Below are 21,788 nucleotides of genomic sequence, written 5' to 3' on the forward strand. Positions count from 1 at the left end.
GTCTTCTGAACCATATTGTCCGATAGAGTACTAATTAGAAATTAGTACATTTTTAAATGCAGCTGTATCTGGCACAAAAATATCCAAGTTATTAACACCATCGGGAACTCTTAGCCAGATATAAGCATCTGCGGAGGCTTGTGGGCGTACTTGAAACAAAGAAACGCTTCCTGTTGAGCGATTGAGAGCAACTCCTTTGTAGGTTACGCTAGTCTCAGGATTGCGGGCTGTTGTACTAGCCACCGATATGATATCACTACCAACAACTCCATCTGTGGCAAGGCGACGAATCCGCATTTGCAGATTTACCACATCACGGTTTCCAGTTTCTGGATCTTTAATTCGCTTTGCTGAAAGTAACTCAACTTCTGCCTTTTTGCCAAAAGCAGGCTGCACAAATTGACCAGGGCGAATTGCTGAAGTTGTAGCTGTAGCTGGGGATGGTGAGATCGTTGCTTGTGGAGAACTTGTAGCTGTAGGACTTGGCACTTGAGTAGGAATGGTGCTGCTGACTGTATTACTAGCATTTAGTGTCTGTCGCAACGTGAAAACTTCATAAGCTACATAGCCGCTACATCCCAAAGCCAAAGTAGAGAGTAATACAGCTACACCAGATAAAAATGTACTCACACCATTGCCTCGATTTCGTATTTCTGTAGTATGTGCAGGTTGACTTACGTTTCTATTTTGTAGTCCCATAAATTATGTTTGTGCGTAGGCGCAGCCTGTCGTAGACATCGCCCATATATTAAACGTATGAATATCTTCCCTATACTAATTAAGTAACTTTACTGAGCCAATTCTTCTCTCTCCGGAAAGAAGTTGTTGGCAAGCTAAAAATATCTATCTTTGGGATAAGTAAAATTGGTGAGACTTAAGACTTTCAATCAACCACTGGGTGTTTTGTTAATATTCTTGACTAGCCAGATAGGATTTAGTCCTATTGCGAAAGCACAAACCCAAGTCGCGCCAACAACAAGTACAAAATCAATTTGCTCTACCCAACTGGGAACAGCTATAGATGCTGTAATCAATCGTCCCTTATTTAGTCGGGTGCGCTGGGGAATTTTAGTGCAACCCCTCTCAAGTGGGCAAACTCTTTACAGTCGGGATGCTCAAAAATATTTTACTCCTGCGTCTAACCTCAAATTGCTGACAACAGCAGCTGCATTGCAGAAATTGGGTGCTAATTTTCGGATTCGTACCTCTATTTATCAAAATGGCAATGGTGTTTTACGTGTTGTCGGTAGGGGAGATCCCAGCTTAAGTGATACTCAACTGCAAACATTAGCACAGCAGCTAAAACAGAAAGGTATTACTCAAATTCAAAGGTTGATAGCTGATGATAGTTATATTCAAGGAGACATTGTTAACCCCACCTGGCAATGGGAAGATGTGCAGTCAGACTATGGCGCACCAGTCAGCAGCTTTATTCTCAATCAAAATATTTTTAGCTTAAAACTTGTACCGCAGGCTGTAGGTAAATCCTTACAAGTAGTGTGGATTGATCCTGGCGAGGCGAAACAGTGGCGGACAATTAATCAGTCAATAACGGTTGCCCAAAATCAACCAACTTACGTCAATATTACCCGCGAATTATCAGGAACAGCATTACGAATTCAAGGACAACTAACAACGAATTCTGAACCATCTTTAATAGATTTGCCTGTAATTGACCCTAATTATTACTTCTTACGACGCTTCCGTGCTGCTTTGGCAACAGAAAAAATTCCTTTGGGGCAAACATTAGTGGTAACTGGTGGTGTTCATCAAGAGGAAATAGCTTTTGTAGAGTCACCACCTTTATCTGAATTATTAATGGAAACTCTTCAGAATAGTAATAATCTTTATGCTGAGGCACTATTGAGAGCATTAGCTGGGGAAAAACCCAGAGTGAAGACTAAAACTAGCGCTGATGTTGGTTTGGAAGTTGTCAAAGCGAGTTTAACTCAATTGGGAGTTGATCCAGCAAATTATATTTTAGTAGATGGTTCGGGTTTATCACGTCGGAACTTAGCCACACCAGAAGCTTTTGTACAAACTTTGCGAGGGATGGCAAGAACACCAGCAGGATATGTGTATCGCGCATCTTTACCCGTGGCGGGTAAAAGCGGAACCTTGAAAGGGCGCTTTCAAAACACATCTGCTGAAGGCATTGTGCAAGCAAAAACAGGTACATTAACGGGTGTAGTTTCTCTCTCTGGATATATAAATGCACCTAAATATGAGCCGTTAGTTTTTAGTATTATCGTTAATCAATCGGATCAACCTGCAACGGCTGTGCGACAAGTAATTGATGAAGTTGTTGTGTTGTTAACGCAGTTACAGCGTTGTTAAAAAATGTTTAGAGATGCAAAAGTTTGTGTCTCTAAATTTGCATTTATTACAAGAAAAACTCCTGATTATAAAATAAATGTCTATTTACGAAAACTCAATCACAATCATTGACAGTTTACGGTTTTAATCGGTGGAAGTATCAATAATTCTAAGTCCCATGATTACTAAATCTCGTTCAACGCTGTCAATTTCGGCAACTTTAGGTAAATGTCCCCAAGGTTGAAAACCAAATGTTTTAAAAAGGTTTAAACTAGGCTGATTATGGGCAAAAATGAAGCCCAATAGGGTATTTAAACCCAAACTGCGGCTTTCGCTAATTGCTTGTTCTAATAGTTGTCTTCCCAAACCACAGCGATGAAATTGAGGGGCTATATAAATACTTATTTCGGCAGTTGTATTATAGGCAGGCCGCCCATAAAAGGATTGGAAACTAAGCCATCCAGCAATTACTCCCTCCACTTCGATTACCCAAAGCGGGCGTTGTGAAGGCGATCGCGTCTTAAACCAAGGAAGGCGACTTTCTACAGATATTGGTTCTAAATCAGCAGTTGCCATGCGGCTAGGAATTGCAGCATTATAAATTGCCACAATTGCAGGTAAGTCAGTTTCAGTCGCATGGCGAATAGTCATTGGTAGCGTCTCGGAAAAAATCTTAAGAAAATATTCAAAAATAATACAGCGTTACGAAAGCCGAAACACACCCTTCTCTCTGAGAAAAAGTGGTATCGTAGCACCGCTTGGATAGCAGCCACAGTTCCTCCAGTTCCCCCACCAACAACTAAGACATCAAGAGTCTGAAATATTGCGATCGCAGCGATCGCAATCCTTGTCAAAATCATCCACAAGGGTTAGCTTGCAAAGTTTGTTTTATCCTATATGGCTCTCATTTTATAATTCACCTCTAAAAATCAGCTTTTGTCTATATTTTCGTATAAAAAATTACATATTAATTTGGATAAAGTATAGGATCTTGGATTTTACACAGGTGTATGCGGAGATAAATCCACGCAATAACACTGCAAATCTATCGATTTATAGCATTAATTGAAGTTCAATGTTTGCTTTTAAATCTAGCTGATTGCTAATGAAAGCATTCAGCGAATATTAATTTGGTAATGAATTAAGGGAATTTCAAGAAATAAATTGTCGCGTTTGAATTTGTAGACAATTAACTGTCAATATTCCCAACAAACAATTAAAATCAGATATTTTGTTATTTGAAAATCCCTAACTAAAACTAAAATTTACTTTAGTGTAAATCGCCCTGACTGAAGAAAGAATAATTTCAACGAAAAAACAATGTGGATTGTTAAACTTGCTATTCGTTGCCCCTACACCTTTGCAATTACTTTTATACTTGTTTTCGTTTTAGGAGTAGTTATTATTACGCAAATTCTCTAATATTAACCGAAAATTTAAAAAAATAAAATCAGGAAAATCCTTAAAGACATTAAGGATTTTCCTGATTATTTCCTAAGCTATTCCAATACTGCTTGGTTAAGGGAAATAGGAGGTGAATAAATAAAATTTTTTCGCATTAATCAACTAAGATGAATAGAGTTCAGAGAAGCACCACATTTGTTAAACGCTATGTGAATATTTCCTCGCCAACACTGATGACGAGATATTTTTAAGATCCAAATAATCTTTACATGATCAGCATTTCAGTCGATTTTACAAATCTTAATATCTTTGGTAATCTGCGGAAGATGGTTTTAGCGTATTAGCTCAATTGATTCACAATGTCTCAGCAACAGCGCACTGTTTTAATTGTTGATGATTCCCCAGAAGATAGAGAACTCTATCGGCAGTTTTTGCTGCGTGAGCGTGAATATTCTTACACTATTTTAGAAGCAACATTGGGACAGCTTGGGCTAGAACTTTGGCAGCAATACCAGCCAGATGTGGTGTTACTTGATTATCGGTTGCCCGATCTGGATGGACTAGAATTTTTGGCACAATTGCAACCCTCAACACAACAGCTATGTCTACCTGTGATTGTCATCACGGGTCATGGAAATGAGGAGATCGCGGTTCAGGCGATGAAAGCGGGCGCACAAGATTATCTCCTCAAAGAGCAAATAACCCCAGAAAGATTGCAAACAGCAGTTAATGGGACGATTGCAACAGTACAGTTACGCACCCAATTACAGCAAAGGATTGAACGAGAGCGCGTAGTCACGCAGATTACCCGACAAATTCACCAATCCCAGAATCTGGATGAAATTCTTCAGACAACCGTAGTTAAAGTTCGGCAGTTTCTCCACACAGATCGCGTCCTGGTTTTTCAGTTAAAACCTGACGGGAATGGAACAGTCGTAGCAGAATCGGTTGGGTCAGAGTGGCGATCGCTCCTGTCCTCCACAATGTACGATCCTTGTCTGGCTGAAAACTACATCGCATCGAATCTACCGAAAACTGTCAGCTATGATTCCGCCTTTGTTGAGAGTTATATTGAACGCTATCGTCAGGGTTACGTAACCGCAATATTTGATATTCACAATAGCAATATTGATCCATGCCACGTTGAATTGTTGGCTCAGTTTCAAGTCCAAGCTAATCTAGTGGTGCCAATTGTGCAAGACAACCAATTTTGGGGATTGCTGATTGCTCATCACTGTGCTTCCCCTCGATTTTGGAAACCCTTAGAGATTGACTTGCTCAAAGAACTGGCAATTCAGGTGAGTATCGCCTTGCGACAGGCAGAACTATATCAACAGGCACAGCGTGAACTAAAGGAACGCCAACAGGTAGAAGCCCAACTGCGACAGAGCGAAGAACAGCTGCGATTAGGGATGCAAATAGCAGGTTTTGCACTTGCCAGATTTGATTATGCCTCAAATACAGTCGAGCTTTCGCCAGAAGCAGCCGCTTTATACGGTTTACCTGTTCATGAATTAGTTGTCTCCCGTAAGCGTATCCACGCCACATTCCATCCAGAAGAACAAGCCAAACTTGCTCAATTAATCGAGCAGATTCTAGACCCTGCTGGTTCGGGTTGGTTTGCCTGCGACCATCGCGTGGTTTGGGCAGATGGCAATGTGCGCTGGTTGAGCGTTCGCAAACAGACTTTTTTTGACCCTACAAGTACAAATGAAAGACCTATCTATGCGATTCTAGCGGCTGTTGATATCACCGAGCGCAAACTTGTCGAGCAAGAACGGGAGCAACTGTTAGAAAAAGAGCAATTAGCTAGAGCAGAAGCCGAACGCGCCAATCGGATCAAAGATGAGTTTTTGGCGGTTCTTTCCCATGAATTGCGATCGCCTCTCAACCCGATTCTGGGCTGGACAAAACTCCTACAAACCGGCAGATTGGATCAAACCAAAACGGCTGAAGCTTTGGCTACCATCGAACGTAATGCCAAACTGCAAACTAAACTGATTGATGACTTGCTTGATGTAGCCAAGATTATCAGGGGTAAACTCAGCATCAATGCTAATCCTGTAAATCTGGCATTTGTGATTGAATCCGCGATCGACACGGTAAGAACCACAGTAGTTGCTAAATCAATTGTGTTGCATCCGGTATTGCCAAATATTGGGCAAGTTTATGGAGATTCCAACCGCCTTCAACAGATCGTTTGGAACTTGCTTTCCAACGCGATCAAGTTTACCCCCAACAGAGGACGGGTAGAAATTCAATTACAGCGAGTCGATGAACAGGCACAGATTGTTGTCAGTGACACGGGCATTGGTATTGACCCTGAATTTCTGCCACACATTTTTGAATCATTCCGCCAGGAAAATACCTCAATTACTCGTAAATATGGGGGATTAGGATTGGGGTTGGCGATTGTCCGGCAGTTGGTTGAAGTCCACGGCGGCACGATTACGGCTGACAGTCCTGGTGTTGGATTGGGAGCTACCTTTATAGTCCGGTTGCCATTGCTGAATGTTCAACCAGAAATCAGACAAATAGATGAGTTGTCACAACCAGGACTCGAACTCACAGGGATTCGGGTTTTGACAGTGGATGATGACCCCGATGCCCGCGAGCTATTAACAGTATTGCTTACTGAATACGGAGCAGAAGTCTTGACTGTTGCCTCTGCGGCAGAAGTGTTGGCAAACCTAGAGTCCTTTAGACCCGATGTCTTAGTAAGTGATATTGGGATGCCTGAAGTTGATGGTTATTCCCTAATTCAACAGATCCGAACTTTACCCCCTGAAAAAGGGGGAGAGATTCCTGCGATCGCTTTGACTGCTTATGCTAGGGTTGACGATTACGAACAAGCCATAACTAGTGGCTATCAACGCCATGTTATCAAGCCCCTCGATCCAGAAGAATTACTTCAAGCTTTGCTGGCAATTACACAGACTAAACCAAATCATTAGCCCTTTTGTAAATCGGTTCAGGTACTTGCATTTAAGCCTAAGATTAAGAATTGAATTTTGAACTCGGAGCGTCCCAAAGGGGTACGCTCCGTGAATGGTAAGCTAGCTAGGCGCAGCGTTTCGTTAGAAAAGCAACATGACTTTGATTAAAACAAAGTAAATTTAACCAATAATAAATAGCTTAACGTTGACCACTAATGTTACATCTAGTATCGTTGAGCGGGGAAAAACCAACGTGAAAGCACAGGTATTTAGAGGCGTTAATCAACTGTCTTACGAAGATATCCCAGTTCCAACTGTGGAACCAGATGAAGTACTGGTACAGGTGCGGGTTGTCGGGTTGTGTCAGTCAGATATTAAGAAAATTCGTTATCCACTATATGAACCGCCGCGCATTTTTGGACATGAAACTGCCGGCACGATCGCAGCTATAGGCAATAATGTCAAAGGTTGGCAAGTTGGACAACGGGTAGCAGTGATGCACCACATCCCTTGTATGCGTTGCGCCTACTGCCTAAATGATAATTTCTCTATGTGTGATGTTTACAAAAACATCTCCACTACCGCCGGCTTTAACGCCAGTGGTGGCGGTTTTGCTGATTATGTCAAGGTTCCTGGACATATTGTGGAAAATGGTGGGTTGATTCCCATCCCAGATAACATCAGTTTTGAAGAAGCCAGTTTTGTAGAACCAACTAACTGCTGTTTGAAGGCGGTGAGAAAAGCTCAAATTGCTCCAGGACAAACTGTATTAGTTACTGGTGCTGGGCCAATTGGGTTAATGTTTATTATGTTGGTGAAGTATTTCGGAGCAAAAGCGATCGCTACTGATTTACTACCCTCTAGAATTGATAAAGCCTTGAGTGTCGGTGCAGAGGCGGCTTTTGATGCTCGCGATCCCGATTTAACAGCAAAAATTTATGCCCTAACTGGTGGAATGGGTGTTGATGTTACCTTGCTGGCTGTTCCCAGTGAAAAAGCTTTCTTTCAAGCACTTGATAGTACTCGCAAGGGCGGTAAAATCTTGTTTTTCGCCGAATTTCCTGATGAGGTGGAAATTCCCATTAATCCAAATATCCTCTACCGTCGGGAAATTGACTTGATAGGCAGTTACAGTTCCTCTTATCGGCTTCAGAATTTATCAGCCGATATTGTGTTTAATCAGCGAATTGATGTAAAAGCGTTGATTAGCGATCGCTATCCATTAAAAGATTTATCAGCAGCTGTTGAGCAAGCGATCGCACCCACACCGGATACTTATAAAATCTTAATTTATCCGTAAAAGGAAGATTAGGGAGATGGGAGAGTGTTAAAACTAGAATTTTAAAGCTCTGTCTGAGATTCAGCTACGAAGCTAAAAGGTTCAACGATGAAGCTAAAAGGTTCAACGATGAAGCTAAAAGGTTCAACGATGAAGCTAAAAGGTTCAACGATGGAGCTAAAAGGTTCAACGATGGAGCTAAAAGGTTCAACGGTGGAGCTAAAAGGTTCAACGATGGAGCTAAAAGGTTCAACGATGGAGCTAAAAGGTTCGACGATGGAGCTAAAAGGTTCAACGATGGAGCTAAAAGGTTCAACGATGGAGCTAAAAGGTTCAAAGTTCACCCTTACAAGCTCAAGTTTCATCCTTATCTCTCACTTTCCCTTGTCCGCAACAAAATGCTTATTACCCTACTTTTCGTCGCTCTACTAGCTTTCTACGTTGCTTGGAATCTCGGAGCAAACGATGTCGCTAATGCGATGGGAACCTCTGTAGGTTCCAAGGCTGTCACTCTCAAGCAAGCACTAATCATTGCTGGAGTATTAGAGTTTACGGGTGCTGTGTTGTTTGGACATGAGGTAACGGAAACTCTAGCAACGAAAATTGCTAATCCTGCCTTATTCGCAACTACACCCCAACTATTCGTAACTGGAATGGTAACGGTGCTAATTTCCTGTGGTGTGTGGTTGCAAATTGCCACATCACGCGGTTTACCAGTCTCATCTTCTCATGCGGTTGTTGGTGCGATCGCAGGATTTAGTTGGGTAGCTTTGGGAGTAGGTGCAATTGATTGGGCATCAATTGGCTTAATTAGCATTGGCTGGGTTTTAACGCCGTTAATTAGTGGTGCGATCGCTGCTTTATTTTATAGTCAAATCAAGCACTGGATTTTAGATCAACCTAATCAAGTAGTCCAGTTACAAGAATGGATTCCCTGGTTGAGTACTGCACTGCTAGGTGTATTCGGCGTGATTGTATTACCATCGCTAACTGAACCGCTAACCAATTTTGTAATTGAGCTTGGTTTTACGATCCCCGCTTACGATATCCCACTTTTAACAGGTGCGATCGCAGCAGTTGGACTGACAATCATTAGTTGGCGACAATTGGCAGATAAGGGAGAGAAGGGAGAAATATTCCCTAATCCCGTAGAAAGATTATTTGCCCGATTCCAACTGCTAAGTGCTTGCTTTGTCGCCTTTGCTCATGGTTCTAATGATGTGGGAAATGCGATCGCTCCTTTAGCTGCGATCGTCTACATCAATCGCACTGGTAGCGTACCTACAGATGGTCTTACCATCCCCCTTTGGATTTTAATCCTTGGTGGTGCTGGTATTGTTGGTGGTTTAGCTGTCTGGGGTAAAAAAGTTATCGCCACCATTGGCGAAAACATTATTGCCTTGCAACCTAGTAGTGGATTTTGTGCCGAACTTGCTACTGCTACCACCATCCTCATCGCCTCCCGGCTAGGTTTACCAGTCTCTACTTCCCATGCTCTCGTCGGCGGTGTAGTTGGCATTGGACTAGTGCAAAATATTAAATCGATTAAGTTCCAAACACTAAAAGGTATTGCTGCTGCATGGCTAATTACAATCCCTGTGAGTGCTTTACTTAGCGCTGCCATTTTTAGCATCGCCCGAATTTTATTCCACTAAGAATTATTAATATTTTCCTAAATTTTTCATCTACTAAATCTACTCAAAGCAGAACATAGACTGCAACAACAGCAAAAAAGCGTGTTTTTGCAGAATTGCTGCTCATTCATTAGAATGTTGTGCAGGGGATAGCGTAACTTCGAATTTCCACAGAAAGATACTTTAATCTCCATTTAGAGATATAAACTGTCACACAAGTTACATTCCATATAAATTTACAACTAGTGGTTCATGTCATTATTTTTGAAAGGTTAAGGTGTTCAGATCCCCGACTTCTTAAAGAAGTCGGGGATCTCGCAACCTAGCAAAATTAATGCGATAGACCACTAGTTTCGTAAGGCAGATGACTTTCTGCCTAAGCACACGCATCTACAAATCTTTGACAATTACTATTGGTAGCAAAACAATAAATATTTATTTGGAGTGAGATTTATTTAAAAGTAAAAATCTCATTGGCAAATATTATATTGATGTACATGAAACGGATCAAAAATAAAAAAGATGTCATTTCAAGCTAGTTACAGCCATAGGACAATCTAAAATCGTTCGACTGAGGAAAACCAAAGTCCAAAATCGAATGGCTAAATACTTAATCAATGCTGAAAAAATACCGATTATTAAGCAGTAAGATACATTTGCTGCTTTGCCAAGTTGTGTTCAGTATGACAGAATTACGTTGAAATGCGGAAGTGCTGTTAAAATTTTTAATTTATCTGACAAAATACAGGAAATTAGGATGAGCGCCAATAAAGCGTACCGGAAGCAGCTTTATCGTCAAGGTGTTAGAGGTTAGAAGCTAATGGGGCGATTCGAGAAGCAACCAGAAAACCCAAGAGTCAGAGGCGAGCTATCTAGAGCAGCAGAAAATGCTCTTTGGGCTGTAGTTGAAGACTTAGAAAATCTTCAGCAGAATGTCCTCAGAGCGTTGCAGGAAGATGTAAAGCGACTTCAGTCCGAAAAAAATCGGTTATCCGATGAGATTCAAGGCTTGGTAGAGGAAAAAGAGCATTTACAACAAGTGCGCCAAATCACCGAACAGCAAGTCTTAATTCGTCAACTCGCAGAAGTCCTGGCAAAACATATATCTTCACAATTGCAATCCTCTCTGGCAAATTTAGCTAACCAAAGCATAGAGGGTAAGTCTTACGAACAAGCTGCGCTGAAGTCCGCTGAAGTGAGCAGCAATGTAGTAGGTGAAATCAACGAAAAAGTCGAACACATGTTTGACAGCCTGGATGACACCGTTACTGTTACTTTTAACTCGCTGCAACAGGAGCTAAAAAACTATCAAAGTAATCTTTCCCAACAGTTGTCACGGATGTATAGCCAGCAACAGCAAGGGGAAACGATTTTGGCGGAGTTTGTTAACCGCCTGCATGGAGAACTAGAAAAAACTATAGAAGAAGCTTCACGCAAACCAGCAGCAGGTACGCCTACTGTTTTACAGTTTACTGAGCCAGAAAAAAGCAATCCTTCTGAGACATCCCCGCCAACCTTTAGCGAAGTAGTCAAAAATTCCTCTGAGCCAATTTCCGCGATCCCGGCTCAATTTTTAGAAGAAAGAGAAACCACATTAGAGCCTCCCGTTGTTAGAGAAAACACCGCAAACACAATTTCTGTCTCCATCAAAGACTTGTTGGAAAGAGAAATAACATCAGAGCCTCCCATTGTTAAAGAAAACACCGCGAACCCGATTTCTGTCCCTAGCAATGACTTGTCGGAAAGAGAAACGACATCAGAGTCTCCCATTGTTAGAGAAAACGCCGCGAACCCGATTTCTGTCCCTAGCAATGACTTGTCGGAAAGAGAAACGACATCAGAGTCTCCCATTGTTAGAGAAAGCGCTGCGAACCCGATTTCTGTCCCTATCAAAGACTTGTCGGAAAGAGAAACGACATCAGAACCTACTGCTTCTGTAGTTCCGCCATCGCAAGAAAACGCTGCTGAACCCATTTCTGTCCTCAATAAGGATTTGTCAGAAAGCGAAACAACACCAGAGCCTCCTATTGTATCTGTGCCAAAGCCGGAAGCAATACAACCTCAACCTTTACGAAGAAGAAACGCTACTGAACCAAATTCTGTGATCCGCAGAGTGTCGCAGAGCAAACCCAAATCACCACCTTCGACTGCGCTAGAGCCACAGCCGCCAGCAAAACCCTCAGAATCGCGATCGCGTAATTCCTCTGGCTTTTCGCAGTTGCAAGTCGGTTTCTTGTTGATTGTCTCATCAGCAGTTATATCGTCGCTTTACAACATAGCCATCAAGGTGATTTTCCATGAAGGTTCCCAAATTTTTGGAGTAGTAGATGTAGAACGCCTGCTACCGCCGACTTTGGGCAATACTCTGTTAATCTTGACGCTCCGGTTTATGGTAGTAGTACCACTGATGGTATTGCTATCTCCCATATTGCATCCAACACTATGGCAAGACTTAGAAAACTTGGCCGCTTCAGTGCGAGGAAATCCCACAGCTGCTAATACAGCTACCAAGCGAATTTTGCTGTTGTCGGTTGTGAGTGGGTGCTTTTTGTTCTTGTCTCAGGTGCTAATCTACATTGCGATCGCTCAAGTCACAACTGGAATGGCGATCGCACTGTTCTTTATCTACCCGATGGTTAGTGGGTTATTGTCGTGGTTTCTGTTCCGCGATCGGCCTACCACATTCCGCTTTGGTGCGATCGCTGCCATTTGCTGCGGTGAGTTGTTAGTTTTAGGAGGTTCTCCCAACACAAGTATGGGTAATCCTTCACTAGGAAGCAGCACTGCCCTTCTTTCGGGCATAGCTTTTGCTGCCTACATAATTCTGACACGGGTATGTGCTAGCAAACTACATCCAGTGACTTTTACTTTAATTAACTTCGCTACCATGTTGCTGTTGAGCTTTATCTGCTTAATGCTACCTTTGCCAAGCAATTGGAACTTGATAGTTTTTGACTCCTCTAAGATGCTAGAACTGGTTTTAAGCGCATTTATCTTGGGTGTACTGACTCTTGCCGGCTATTTGCTGAACAATGTTGGTATCAGTAAACTAGGTGCTTCGCGATCGGCAATTATCGGTGGTAGCATCCCAGTTTTAACCGTGATTTTTGCTGGGTTAATCATTCAAGAAAATTTAGATATTGTGCAAATTCTGGGAGTGTTGTTAGTAACCTTTGGCGCGGCTGCTTTCAGCCTAGAAACGATGCGAAATCAGGCTAAACCCTCCAGTAACACGAATTAAATGGCGAGTTTAATCAGTTTGGGTGTAATGGGTGCTAGTTTACCTTCTATCACTTTCACCATCAATCCTGACGCTAATCCGCCCAAGATCCCCGAATTCTAAAAGAATTCGGGGATCTTAATTTTTCACGAATAATTTAGGACTACCAGATAGGTTCTAATACGGTTTAGATAAGCTTTTTATCTTCCCCCCCTGCAACGCCAGCCTCAACGGATAAATTTCTTAACTGAACCCTATTGCTTTTCCCTTTCCCCATTAACCCAAAAAGGGGTTGAATCTCTAAATTACTTACTCCTCCAACCTCCTTCTATCCGAGACGCGATAGAAACGCAATGTAAGATTTCTTAATAAATGATATAGCTGCGGCAAAACTTATGTGTACACCGTAGCGGAATCGGAAGAGGCTTTGCATCTTACCCGGATTTTTCATACATAGTGTAGGCAAAGGGAGAAGAGGAGTGTGGGGAGTGTGGGGGGTAAGACTTCTTCCTCATCCTCCCACACCTCCCACACCTCTCACACCCCTTGGATTTCTCACTTGTGAGAAATCCAGGCTTACTCCCTAATGCTACAAAATCCGGGGTTAGGTATGTATTCTATGCAATTGAGAACCGCTCTAGTTAAGCGAAGAGTAATCAAAATAACTTGACTTGTAATATATTTTTAGCAATTTAGCCTGATACAGATAGGGAAAACACGTATATATAAGCAGTACGAGTAGTACTGACTCAAGCAATTGAGTGCAAGTACTTGCTCAAACAGGAAATTTGCAAGGAGTTAAGACTATTGCAGCATATTTTGGAAATAGAAGATGAAAAAGTAGTAGAAGGCTTGAGAGTAAGCCGTTTTTTAAGGTACATGAATACATGGAGCGATCGCGCCCATAAAACAGCTAGTACTTTGATCCTACGAAAAGCCCTGCGAGTAAAGCGGAATTCAAAATACCTCGTTTGTATGTTTTTGAGGTTGACAAGATGGTATCTTTATTAATGCCTTTGTGTCCTTGTCAACTTAGTCTGCGTAGGCGTAGCCCACCGTAGGTATCGCCTAGATACTTAGAGAAAGATGCTTATATCGTAGTTGCCTGCGGATTATCGTCTTTTTTTAGTAACACACTATCTAGGCAATTACAGTCTCTCAAGTATATAAAACAGTGCTGTCAAAATATACTTTCAAGTAGCCGATGAATTAGTTAAATCAGGGAATTTTAAAATTCTTTCATGAAAAAAATATAATTCCATTGAAAAACAATCTCTAAATAATTATCAGATGGAATCCAATATGTTTTATTATATATATGCCTATTCACTAATTTTTCGTTGATTAACACAAGCAAAAAAGCCTTATGGCTATGCGATTCAGTCTGAATCAATCGCAGCTTTCTGTGTCAAATCATCAACACAAAAAGATAAATCAGACTTAGATTTAAGAGTCAAAATAGAAATATCATCAAACCTTGATTTAATCAGAATATAAAATATTTAAATAGTCAGAATTTATAAACTTTAAAATACATAATTTTATTCCAAAAGCAAAAAACAATGGTATGATAAAAAGCGATATTTGAAAGAACAATAGGTGCTTTAAAATTGAAATTAATTGATCTACTTGATGTCTACTATCTTCCCTCAAGCCAACGGCTTATACTGCCGAGACATCACAGGAGGTTGTGAACGAAATGATAGTTCCCAACAAGCCGTTTGGCTCAACCTCTAAATGTTGCTACACCTGGTAAGCGGTTGCTTTTGAGATTACTCCCAACGATCTCCAGCCACCTGTGTACTACAAATAATTCACCAAAGCTGAATATAAAGCATCTTTTTCGAGTAACAAATACCCCAGATGAACCGCGCAAACTAGTTTTTACTCCGAGTCGGCATAGTGCCATAATTAGGTATAAGCAGTTTGATCTTGTTGCTCTTGAAAGATGAGAATAATCCCAGAGAAGTTAAAAGCTTTGTAGATTATTTGCAACACAGTTAACTTTTGGGAAGTCAACCGCCGTCAAGCTGGATTTAGTGATATCTATAATTTTCCAGTCAGATGCAGAGACAGTTATGGTAACAACGACTAAATCTGCCTGTGTACTAGAAAATATGCGAAAATGGTAGTTTGGACTACTGCCGATTTCATGGTTATCGCATACTAATATAGTCTGAAGTGAAAAATCGGCTTCAGCCAGGTGTATACTACCTTATTCTCAATCGATTAAAAACTCTGTAAACGTGCTATTCAATTGTCTGTAATATGAGTAACGACATAGATCTGATCAAACGTCTTGACCCCAGTGCGATGGATCAGATCATGCTTTATCTGGCTTTTAGTGCCATGCGGACGAGTGGGCACAGGCATGGGGCATTTTTAGACGCAGCCGCAACAGCAGCAAAGTGTGCAATTTACATGACCTATCTAGAGCAGGGACAAAACCTGCGGATGACAGGGCATCTGCACCACTTAGAGCCAAAACGCGTAAAAATTATTGTAGAAGAAGTCAGACAGGCGTTAACAGAAGGCAAACTGTTAAAAATGTTGGGTTCTCAAGAACCTCGCTATTTGATTCAATTGCCTTACGTCTGGCTAGAAAAGTATCCTTGGCAACCGGGGCGATCGCGCGTACCTGGTACAAGTCTGACAAGTGAAGAAAAAAGACAAATTGAGCAAAAACTGCCAAGTAACTTACCAGATGCCCAGTTAGTTAGCTCTTTTGAGTTTCTGGATTTGATTGAGTTTTTGCACAGGCGATCGCAAGAAGACTTGCCAACCGAACACCAAATGCCTTTGAGTGAAGCTTTGGGTGAGCATATCAAGCGTCGTCTACTCTACTCAGGCACAGTAACACGCATAGATTCTCCTTGGGGAATGCCCTTCTACGCACTTACTCGCCCTTTTTATGCCCCAGCAGACGATCAAGAACGCACTTACATCATGGTAGAAGATACCGCTCGGTATTTCCGCATGATGAAAAATTGGGCAGAACGGCGACGAAATGCCATGCGCTTATTAGAAGAACTTGATATTCTCCCAGAAAAAATGGAGCAAGCTATGGAAGAATTGGATGAAGTTATCCGTGCTTGGGCAGATAAATATCATCAAGACGGTGGTATTGCAGTGGTCTTACAGACGGTTTTTGGTGAAAAAGAAGACTAGTAGCACTACGCAAAACTCAGAAAGCTTACTTTATAAGCTTTTCACCACTTTTGTCCCTTACTTAAAAGTAGGGGGATGATTGATTTATTTACATTCTCATACTGTAAGTATAAAAGTCACAAAACTGCTTGTGACTTTTGTATTGTAAGTATTTAGTTTGCATAATTTGCAAGCGTAAAGCAATTATGACGGATTTTAATTATATAAATATTGTTCGTTCAGTCAAGCTAGTTTTAACTCCAATAGGACTTACTCAAAATTACACGCTGTAGGGGCAATACTCTGCAAGTACTCTGTTTGAGAACTCGTAGACTAAGCTTTGCGTCTACACGAATTGCCTTTAACAGAAAATATAGGTTTGGACTATTTTTGTGTAAGTCCTCTACGAACTTGCTTACCCATGAATTAAAACTTGACAGACTAATAAGGTGGGCATTAAAAGCCCACCTTACGAGGCGTGATGCGTAAAGCCCCCGCGCAACAGATGCGGGGGAATAAGTTTCGACTACGCTCAACTGCCGCAAATGCGCCAAATTTATTTGGCTTTAAAAACAGATAGACTGTTTTTAAGATATTATGCGTATATGTTAAACCTAACTTATACCTATCGCCTAAAACTTTTGCAGCAACAATCCCAAACCTACGACGTATGGCTAGAAACGTCTCGTAGGGTTTGGAATTTTGCGTTAGGAGAGAGGAAAGATTGGTATAACTCAAGGTCATGCAGAATTGATGCTTGCAGCCTAAAAAGTGAGTATATTATTCCGTCCGATACACCCCGACCAACGTTTGCGTCTCAATGCAAAGCCTTAACTCAAGCCAGAAAAACTAATTCTGACTTAAATGCAGCACATTCTCAGATGTTGCAGCAGGTATTAAGGCGATTGGAAAAAGCGTTTGTTGGGATGTGGGAATCAGGAAGAGGTTTTCCCCGATTCAAAAAACAAGGGAGAATGCGGTCTTTATTGTTTCCACAATTAGGAGTTAATCCAATTATTGGAAGCAAAGTTAAACTTCCTGGCGTAGGATGGGTGAAAATGCAATTATCCCGACCTATCCCAGATGGGTTTGTAGCAAAACAAGCTCAAGTGGTGAAGAAAGCTTCGGGATGGTATGTAATGCTCACACTACAAGCCGATGTTGATGTTCCAAGCTTTGCGCCGCACGGTCATCCAGTCGGTATTGATTTGGGGCTGAAAAGTTTTTTAGCCACATCTACTGGTGAACAAATCGCTAGACCTAGATTTTTTGTGGATCTCCAACGCCAGATGAAATTGCTGCAACAAAGAGTTAGCCATAAAAAATTGGGGTCAAACAACTGGCGAAAAGCTCAACGGAAGGTATCACGACTACACGAGCATATTCACAACACCCGCAAGGATTTTCATTTCAAGTTGGCGCATAAGCTATGTGACCAAGGCGGAATGATATTTGCTGAGGATTTGAACTTTAAAGCGTGGGCTAAAGGAATGTTTTCAAAGCATACTTTAGACGCAGGTTTTGGTGAATTTCTCTCAATCTTAGAATGGGTATGTTGGAAACGTGGGGTATATTTTGCCAAGGTTAATCCTAACGGCACTAGCCAAACCTGTCCCAACTGCAACCACCACACAGGCAGAAAAGATTTAAATCAGAGAATTCATCTTTGTGGTGAGTGTGGATTCCAAACTGATAGAGACGTTGCAGCCGCTATGGTAGTGATGCAACGTGGACTTGCAGCCGTAGGGCATACGGTCAAGATGCTTGGCGAGGGGTTAAGCAGTAGCTCCCTTTTGACCCAAGAATCCCCCGTTTTATAAACGGGGGAGTGTCAAAAAGCACTGTATTTAATTAGTGCCTGGTTGTGTCGGAACAGTAGGTTGTGCTGGAACAGTCTGTTGCGTTGGAAATGGAACGGTCTCGATACTTGATCCCGCAGGAATGATGGTTGGTGGTGTTGAAGATGAAGCACCGATAACACTATCATCAGCACTAATACAAGTATCTAAAACTTGAGCAGGAGGAACATCGATTTGACTACGCAAGCCAACCACACACTGCCCAAAACGCACAGGTAACAAACTACGTCCACAGTAATTTAAAACTGCCGGATTAGCTTCTTCCTTAGTACTTAAACTGACACCGACTACACAGGTAGCTAACTCTTCAGGTCGCCGGGCCTTCCCACAAGAAGAAAGTGCATCTGTCGCAGCAATTTGGGTTTCCTTATCAATTTTAACCACGCAAGCAGCCAAATCCGTTGGACGCAGTGCAGCTGCACAAGCTTGTGATGCCGCTTCTGCCGTTACGCCCACTTTTAGGAGACGACCTGCACAGTTACTATAATCATTGCTGTAGGAAGCAGCGATCGCTGGGTTGGGTAAGATCGTTGTCAACCATCCAGCTATAGCCAAAACTGGTACTATTAAACTCCTGGAGGTGGAACTGGCTTGTTTGTTCTTACCTCTATTAACCGCTTTATTGCTCATTGACATTTGCCATTCTCCAAACACCCAAAGTTATGCTAACTCAAATATTTTAAAAATCCTCTGTAATTCAATAATTTCAGCGTCAGCAAAGTATAGACATAATTAATTATGCCGGAAATTGTGTTAATATAACTGTTTGAAAGATAAGTAGGCAACGTAAAAAGTATTTCAGAGTAAGAATACTGCGTACACCAATCTGATGATTGAGTAGCCTACGAAACTAAATAAAAACAAAAAACTTATTGGCAGAAGTACGGCGTGACAGGTCGGAATTCAAGCTTGGAAGCTAGTACGTCGGTACCGACTTAAAGCAACTGGCACAAAAGTTGAAGCCTCTACTCTGGTAGGATACGTCATACCAAGGCAAGCAGCTTCAAAAACCAAGAATCCCCTGATTTTTAATCAGTGGTATGTCAACATAGAATGTTTGGGTAAAGTTTAAACAGGATTAGATTAAGGAAACTCATGTCCCGATATAGAGGGCCACGCCTCAGAATTGTCCGTCGCTTAGGCGACCTACCAGGATTGACTCGTAAAAGCGCCAGACGCGCTTACCCACCTGGTCAGCATGGTCAGAACCGTAAGAAACGCTCTGAGTATGCCATCCGTCTAGAAGAAAAGCAAAAGCTCCGCTTCAACTACGGTTTGACTGAAAAACAATTGCTCCGCTATGTGCGGAAAGCCAGACGTGTTACTGGTTCTACCGGACAAGTGCTGCTGCAATTGTTAGAAATGCGCTTGGATAATACCGTTTTCCGCTTGGGTATAGCCCCGACTATCCCAGCCGCTCGTCAACTGGTAAATCACGGTCACGTAACTGTTAATGGTCGTGTGGTAAATATTGCCAGCTACCAATGCCGTCCTGGTGAAGTAATTGCAGTCAGGGATCGGGCACAATCACGGAAGTTAGTGGAAGCTAACTTGCAATATCCCGGTTTGGCAAACCTCCCCAGTCATTTGGAGTTTGACAAAAATAAGTTGGTTGGTAAAGTCAACAGTGTTATTGAGCGCGAATGGGTGGCACTACAAGTTAATGAACTACTTGTGGTGGAATACTACTCACGACAAGCGTAATAGTCATTTGTCTTTAGTCATTTGTCCTTAGTTATTTGCAAGGGACAAATGACCAATTACTATCCGCCAATTTGTGACATGGTTCGGGTATATGTACCGACAATCCCAGAATCGCGCCCTTTAAAGTTAATTTCTGGCTTCATTCCAAGCAAATGCCTCACCTGCTCTTGTAATTGAGCGGTACTAGTGCCAGAACGCAGAGCAGTTTTTAAATCTATTTGACCAGTTTCATTCAATAAACACGGACGCAGCCAGCCATCAGCACTCAGGCGCATCCGGTTACAACGATCGCAAAAACATTCTGACATCTGACTAATAAATCCTAGTGTCCCCTTCGCACCAGGAATTTGAAAAACATCGGCAGGTCCAGCACCACGAACTTGAGATTCTGTCAAGCCCCAGCGATCGCGAATACGTCCTCGCAAATCGGCTGAAGATACCCAACCGCGATCGCCAAACAAATCCACATTCCCAATAGGCATGAACTCAATAAATCGAACGTGCCACTGTTTATCAATTGTCAGGGCAGCTAAATCTAGAATTTCGTGGTCATTAACGCCAGGAATCACTACCACATTCAGCTTCAGTGGGTCGAATCCGACGTGGTGGGCAGCTTGAATGCCCTGCCAAACTTCTTTCCAACGAGAACGCCCCTGATTACCGATAATTTGGTCAAAAGTGTCGGGGTCGAGAGAGTCTAGACTGATATTAATTCGTCGCAAACCAGCATTGTAGAGGTTTTGTGCCATCGGAGCCAGCAAAAACCCGTTGGTGGTCATAGAGAGGTCTTGAGTTTGAGGTAAAGTTGCGATCGCACTGACCAAATCCACCACACCTGGACGCAATAAGGGTTCACCCCCTGTCAAACGAAACTGATTAAAGCCTACTGGAATAAATACCTCTTTAATTAAGGTGAGCAACTCCTCATCAGTTAACAACTGTTGCTTGAGAATATAGTCCAGTTCTACTCCCTCTGGCATACAGTATTGACAACGAAAATTACAGCGATCTATTAAACTAATGCGGAGGTAGTCTACCTGGTTCATCGTTTTATTTTTATTCTCTCTGATTGATTAAAGACTTAAGTGAGGTGGTTTACCCCTTTCTACTATATGGGTTGTAATTCAAAATACCGTACTCCCCCTTAAGTGAGAGTCCGCAGATTATGGCATAATAAGCCGATCGCATCCACTAGTTATCATCAATCGTGCAAGACACCGACTCCATCAACGACCTTGCTGCTGCTCTACTACAGCCAGCCGATATCAGCTTTGAACTGCCCGATCCAGAAGATGAACAGATTCTAGAGTCTGATTTTCAACAGCAGCTAGAAATAGCTTGGCAGGTATGCGATCGCTTTGATTTGCAGACTGAAATCTGGCGGGGGCGAATTTTACGGGCGATCCGCGACAGAGAAAAAGTTGGTGGTGATGGGCGCGGTACTGGCTTTCTGCGATGGCTAAAAGAGCGGGAAATCAGCAAAAGTCAAGCATACTCCTGGATTCAACTGGCCAATAGTGCCGATACTCTCATCGAAGACGGTAAACTCGACCCCGGTTCTGTAAATAACTTCAGTAAACGGGCATTTGTTGAAACCTCCAAAGCATCGCCAGAAGTGCAACAGATGGTCAGTGAAGCCGCCCAAAAAGGCGATCGCATCACTAGGCGCGAAGTCCGTCAACTCAGCGATGAATGGACAGCGATGTCCTCAGATTTACTACCTGAATCTGTCAGAGAAAAAGCCGCAGATAACACCCTTCCGCCGCGCTACATCGCCCCACTGGTGAAGGAAATGGAAAAACTGCCGGAATCGCACCAAAAGTTTATCCAGAAAGAAATTGCTGCCAATCCTGATGTGGATACCCTGAAACAGGTAACTAGCGAAGCGCGTAACTTGGCCAAATATCTCAAAGGGGCGGCTCAAGTCCAAGCGCTGACGCAGGAAAATGTTGATATTGAAACAGCTTTAGAAGAAGCGCAAAGAGTCGGCTGTTTGAGCATAGCTGCTGATTTGGTCAATCAAGCATCGCAGATTGAACAAACGATCGCTAAACTCTACATGACGTGGAAACGAATCGGCAATTTGGCAGATAGATTATATGTAGATACTGGCGCAAGTACACCCAACCTGCGATCGCTCCTCACTTGCTTGGAACCTCTGGGTGGTGAAATTATGGAATTGCAACTTAGTGGTGCAACTGAACACACTGTTCGTTTGCAAATTCAGGAGACGAGTTAGAAAATAGACAATAGCGATGCCTACGGTGGTCACAGAGCGACTTGCCTTGC

At 42.3% G+C, this 21,788-nt stretch carries 15 protein-coding genes; 9 read left to right on the forward strand and 6 right to left on the reverse strand.

The window, feature by feature from the left end; all coding sequences use genetic code 11:
* Positions 1–30: 30 nt before the first annotated feature.
* Entirely contained in the window at positions 31–630 is a 600-nt protein-coding gene (locus V7K69_RS08920; RefSeq protein ID WP_335033472.1) for a hypothetical protein, read from the reverse strand.
* A 237-nt stretch (positions 631–867) separates the two neighbouring features.
* On the opposite strand from V7K69_RS08920, the gene dacB reads away from it, so the two are divergent.
* The gene (dacB, locus tag V7K69_RS08925; protein WP_335033386.1) at positions 868–2,337 is read left to right on the forward strand and encodes a D-alanyl-D-alanine carboxypeptidase/D-alanyl-D-alanine endopeptidase; all 1,470 of its coding nucleotides are present in this window, start codon (positions 868–870) and stop codon (positions 2,335–2,337) included.
* A 123-nt stretch (positions 2,338–2,460) separates the two neighbouring features.
* On the opposite strand, the gene V7K69_RS08930 is transcribed toward dacB, so the two are convergent.
* Positions 2,461–2,967 (reverse strand): GNAT family N-acetyltransferase, encoded by a 507-nt coding sequence (locus tag V7K69_RS08930; protein WP_335033388.1) that lies wholly within the window; start codon positions 2,965–2,967, stop codon positions 2,461–2,463.
* Positions 2,964–3,176: a hypothetical protein gene (locus V7K69_RS08935; RefSeq protein ID WP_335033390.1), complete on the reverse strand. Its 213-nt coding sequence runs from the start codon at positions 3,174–3,176 to the stop codon at positions 2,964–2,966. The genes V7K69_RS08930 and V7K69_RS08935 overlap by 4 nt, the downstream gene beginning before the upstream one ends.
* Before the next feature lie 903 nt (positions 3,177–4,079).
* Between V7K69_RS08935 and V7K69_RS08940 the strand changes: the two genes are divergently transcribed.
* Both V7K69_RS08940 and V7K69_RS08945 read left to right on the forward strand, forming a co-directional pair.
* On the forward strand, positions 4,080–6,674 hold the full coding sequence (locus V7K69_RS08940; protein WP_335033392.1) for a response regulator: 2,595 nt from the start codon (positions 4,080–4,082) through the stop codon (positions 6,672–6,674).
* Between the two features lie 235 nt (positions 6,675–6,909).
* Entirely contained in the window at positions 6,910–7,956 is a 1,047-nt protein-coding gene (locus V7K69_RS08945; protein ID WP_335033474.1) for a zinc-dependent dehydrogenase, read from the forward strand.
* A 41-nt stretch (positions 7,957–7,997) separates the two neighbouring features.
* Here the strand turns inward: V7K69_RS08945 and V7K69_RS08950 are convergent, their stop codons facing one another.
* The gene (locus tag V7K69_RS08950) at positions 7,998–8,300 is read right to left on the reverse strand and encodes a hypothetical protein (protein ID WP_335033394.1); all 303 of its coding nucleotides are present in this window, start codon (positions 8,298–8,300) and stop codon (positions 7,998–8,000) included.
* A gap of 33 nt (positions 8,301–8,333) precedes the next feature.
* Between V7K69_RS08950 and V7K69_RS08955 the strand changes: the two genes are divergently transcribed.
* The 4 genes from V7K69_RS08955 to V7K69_RS08970 all read left to right on the forward strand — a co-directional run bounded on the left by V7K69_RS08955 (position 8,334) and on the right by V7K69_RS08970 (position 17,756).
* Positions 8,334–9,590 (forward strand): inorganic phosphate transporter, encoded by a 1,257-nt coding sequence (locus tag V7K69_RS08955; RefSeq protein ID WP_335033396.1) that lies wholly within the window; start codon positions 8,334–8,336, stop codon positions 9,588–9,590.
* A gap of 799 nt (positions 9,591–10,389) precedes the next feature.
* A complete protein-coding gene (locus V7K69_RS08960) occupies positions 10,390–12,810 on the forward strand; it encodes an EamA family transporter (protein ID WP_335033398.1) in 2,421 nt (806 codons plus the stop codon).
* A gap of 2,247 nt (positions 12,811–15,057) precedes the next feature.
* Positions 15,058–15,957, forward strand: coding sequence for a heterocyst differentiation master regulator HetR (gene hetR / locus V7K69_RS08965; protein ID WP_163930386.1), 900 nt, complete (start codon positions 15,058–15,060; stop codon positions 15,955–15,957).
* 584 nt (positions 15,958–16,541) lie between these two features.
* Positions 16,542–17,756, forward strand: a complete 1,215-nt coding sequence (locus tag V7K69_RS08970) for an RNA-guided endonuclease InsQ/TnpB family protein (RefSeq protein WP_335033401.1) — start codon at positions 16,542–16,544, stop codon at positions 17,754–17,756.
* Positions 17,757–17,783: 27 nt separating this feature from the next.
* Here V7K69_RS08970 and V7K69_RS08975 read toward each other — a convergent pair whose 3' ends face one another.
* Entirely contained in the window at positions 17,784–18,431 is a 648-nt protein-coding gene (locus V7K69_RS08975) for a hypothetical protein (protein ID WP_258551421.1), read from the reverse strand.
* A 459-nt stretch (positions 18,432–18,890) separates the two neighbouring features.
* Here V7K69_RS08975 and rpsD point away from each other — a divergent pair, with 459 nt between their 5' ends.
* A complete protein-coding gene (gene rpsD / locus V7K69_RS08980; RefSeq protein WP_012408407.1) occupies positions 18,891–19,499 on the forward strand; it encodes a 30S ribosomal protein S4 in 609 nt (202 codons plus the stop codon).
* Positions 19,500–19,558: 59 nt separating this feature from the next.
* On the opposite strand, the gene moaA is transcribed toward rpsD, so the two are convergent.
* The gene (moaA, locus tag V7K69_RS08985) at positions 19,559–20,545 is read right to left on the reverse strand and encodes a GTP 3',8-cyclase MoaA (protein ID WP_335033405.1); all 987 of its coding nucleotides are present in this window, start codon (positions 20,543–20,545) and stop codon (positions 19,559–19,561) included.
* Positions 20,546–20,706: 161 nt separating this feature from the next.
* Between moaA and V7K69_RS08990 the strand changes: the two genes are divergently transcribed.
* Positions 20,707–21,738, forward strand: a complete 1,032-nt coding sequence (locus V7K69_RS08990) for a hypothetical protein (RefSeq protein ID WP_335033407.1) — start codon at positions 20,707–20,709, stop codon at positions 21,736–21,738.
* Positions 21,739–21,788: the final 50 nt, after the last annotated feature.

The sequence above is a fragment of the Nostoc sp. genome, assembly GCF_036917775.1.
Classification (GTDB): Bacteria; Cyanobacteriota; Cyanobacteriia; order Cyanobacteriales; family Nostocaceae; genus Nostoc.